Consider the following 2,879-nt stretch of genomic DNA (forward strand, 5'->3'; position numbering starts at 1 on the left):
CTACGCCGCCACGTTTCCGTTTGCGTACACGAATGAGGAAGCGTCGGACCTCGTCAACGCGCGCAACCGGCCGGAGCCGGATGGCGATGTCGATGCCTGGGCAAAACGCTTTGTCACGCCCGGCGAACCCATGGGCACGATGGCGCTGCTGCGCAAGATCAACCAGGCAATCAACGACGACTTCAAGTACGTCCGCCGCACCGAAAAAGGCGTGAACCGTCCCGCCGATACGTTGCGCCTGCGCACCGGCAGTTGCCGGGACTTCGCGGTGTTCATGATGGACGCGGTACGCTCGCTGGGTCTGGCCGCGCGGTTTGTCAGCGGCTACATCTTCGTGCCTGAATTAGACACCCCGCCTGACAGCAAGCGCGACACCACGCGCGGCGGTGGCGCCACGCACGCGTGGCTGCAAATTTATCTTCCCGGCGCTGGCTGGGTCGATTTCGACCCGACCAACAGCATAATCGGCAACCGTCATCTCATCCGCGTCGCGGTTGCATGGGACCACCATCAGGCCCTCCCGCTATGGGGAACCTGGAACGGCGAGCCCGGCTCATTCCGCAGCCTCGATGTCGAGGTCAGCGTGACCGAGAACCGCTGATGTCCTCTTCCATAGAAAGGCCACTCCCATGAAACTCCGCGTTGGTTACGAGCTGGTCTACGAGTGTCAACAACCGACACCCATGCTTCTCATGCTGAATACGCATTTCTCGTTCGCCCCGCAGGTCTTGCTCGCCGATCTGCTAGTCGTTGATCCACCGGTGCCGATCTCGCAGTATCGCGATGGCTTCGGCAACCTGTGCAGCCGGATTGTTGCACCCGAGGGCCAGATAGCACTGTCGACTTCGGCGTTGCTTGAAGTGCCGGCCGAATTTGAAAAGCCCGGGCCGGATGGCGAGCAGCATCCCGTTGAAAACCTGCCGAACGAATGCCTGGTGTTCCTGCTCGGCAGCCGGTATTGCGAAACGGACCTGCTGTCCGACTTCGCGTGGAAAACGTTTGGCAATACGCCGCTGGGACGCCCGCGCGTACAGGCTATTTGTGATTTCGTGCATAACCATATCGTGTTCAATTACGCGCACGCACGGCCGACCAAGACGGCGTGGGAAGCGTATAACGAGCGTCAAGGCGTATGCCGCGACTTCGCGCATCTAGCGGTCACGTTGTGTCGCGCGATGAATATTCCGGCGCGTTACTGCACGGGGTATATCAGCGACGCCGGTATGCCGCCGCCCTACACCGCCATGGATTTCGCGGCGTGGTTCGAGGCTTTTATCGGCGGAAGCTGGCAGACCTTTGATGCCCGCAACAACGTGCCGCGAATGGGCCGCGTGCTGATGGCGCGAGGCCGAGACGCCGCCGATGTCGCCATCAGCAATACCTTCGGCCCCACCACGCTGCTCAAATTCGATGTGGTCTGCAAGGCGGAGTGACGAGCGTGTTTAGTCTGGATATCTAATTGATATTACGCGGCGAGGAACGGGTCGATGTCGCCGCGTGGGGGCACCCGTTTCGCCCCGTCTTGCAGCCCCGCCTTGCAGCACATGCTCATCCGGGGGATAATTCGCGCTGAATATTGCGGGTGGTGAAGCAGGTTCCGCCGCACCGAAAAAGACTCCTCCCTTACCTGTCCAGTCTCCAGAACACGCGCGAGCCATTGAGTTTCAATGGCTTTTTTTCTGGCCCGGACCGATCGGCTTACGCCGTCATCACCTTCCATTGCCGTGAATTTCGACGACTACTGCCAGCAAAAAGCCGCACCCGATGGCTCCAGTACGTACTACGCCTTGCGTCGTGCGCCCTTAGCCAGTCGGCCGCTCCTGACCGCGTTTTACGCATTGCGCCGCGAGCTGGAAGACACTGTCAAGGAAACGAGCGATCCGACCATCGGCCGGACCAAGCACGCGTGGTGGCAAAAGGAATTAGCGAGCCTGTTTGGCGGCGAACCTGCGCATCCCGTGACGAAGGCGATCGCCACGCATCGGGCGAATACGCCGGTTCTCGACGAGCAAGGGCGGACATCCATCAACAATCTGGCCGATGGCTTTAGCATGGATCTCGATCAGGCGCGTTATCTTGACTGGCAAGGTTTGCGGCGCTACCTGGACAACGTCGGCGGCGAGTTTGCGTTGATCATCGCGCGCGCAAGTGCACGCCGTCCTGATGACGCACCGGGCTTGGCCAATTCGCTTGGCACGGCGCTGATGCTAGCGGAGCGCATCGCGGAAATTGGTGACGACGCGCGTCACGGCCGCATCTATATCCCGCTTGATGAAATGCAGCGCTTCAATGTCACGGCGGCCGATCTCATCAACCGCAAATACAGCGATGCGTTCATTGAGCTCATGCGCTTCCAGACCGGCCGCGCACGGGAAGCGCTCAAGCAGTCAGTGGCTGCAATCCCCCCGGACGAGCGCGCGACACAGCGCGTGCTGCGTACGCAAGCGGCTTTATCGCTGGCTTTGCTCGAAGAGATAGAACGCGAGAACTTCCAGGTGCTTCATCAGCGGATTGCGCTCACGCCTATTCGCAAACTGTGGATCAGTTGGCGCGTCAGATAAGGTTTCTTGACGGGACATTCCTCAAGCCCGCAGCAAAGGCAACGTCTCGAACTTCTGCCCGAGCACTGCGGCGGAATTCATGCCCCACCACGGCCCCAGCACAGTCGCGTACATCTGCCGGAAGTCCACGCCGACCGGCAAATTGCCGTTCCCATCCAGTCGCGCCAATTCCGGCGCCACACCATGAAGCCCACCATTCACCCGGCCGCCCGTCACGAAATGCGGCGCAACCGTGCCGTGATCCGTCCCGTTGCTCTGGTTCTCACGCGGCCGCCGGCCAAACTCGGCATAGGTCATGATGAGCGTCTCGTTCCATCG

4 protein-coding genes are annotated in these 2,879 nt (G+C 60.7%); 3 read left to right on the forward strand and 1 reads right to left on the reverse strand.

Going from position 1 to position 2,879, the window contains the following annotated elements; translation table 11 throughout:
- The 3 genes from JWR14_RS35045 to JWR14_RS35055 all read left to right on the forward strand — a co-directional run.
- Positions 1–601 (forward strand): transglutaminase family protein (locus tag JWR14_RS35045; protein ID WP_299718662.1); only part of this gene is annotated, 601 nt, incomplete at its 5' end.
- A 28-nt stretch (positions 602–629) separates the two neighbouring features.
- Positions 630–1,433, forward strand: coding sequence for a transglutaminase family protein (locus JWR14_RS35050; protein WP_299718664.1), 804 nt, complete (start codon positions 630–632; stop codon positions 1,431–1,433).
- Positions 1,434–1,667: 234 nt separating this feature from the next.
- Positions 1,668–2,561, forward strand: coding sequence for a squalene/phytoene synthase family protein (locus JWR14_RS35055; RefSeq protein WP_299718667.1), 894 nt, complete (start codon positions 1,668–1,670; stop codon positions 2,559–2,561).
- Positions 2,562–2,582: 21 nt separating this feature from the next.
- Here the strand turns inward: JWR14_RS35055 and JWR14_RS35060 are convergent.
- Positions 2,583–2,879: DUF1501 domain-containing protein (locus tag JWR14_RS35060; protein WP_299718669.1), on the reverse strand; the 297-nt coding region annotated here is incomplete at its 5' end.

The sequence above is a fragment of the Caballeronia sp. genome (assembly GCF_028292365.1).
Lineage (GTDB): Bacteria > Pseudomonadota > Gammaproteobacteria > Burkholderiales > Burkholderiaceae > Caballeronia.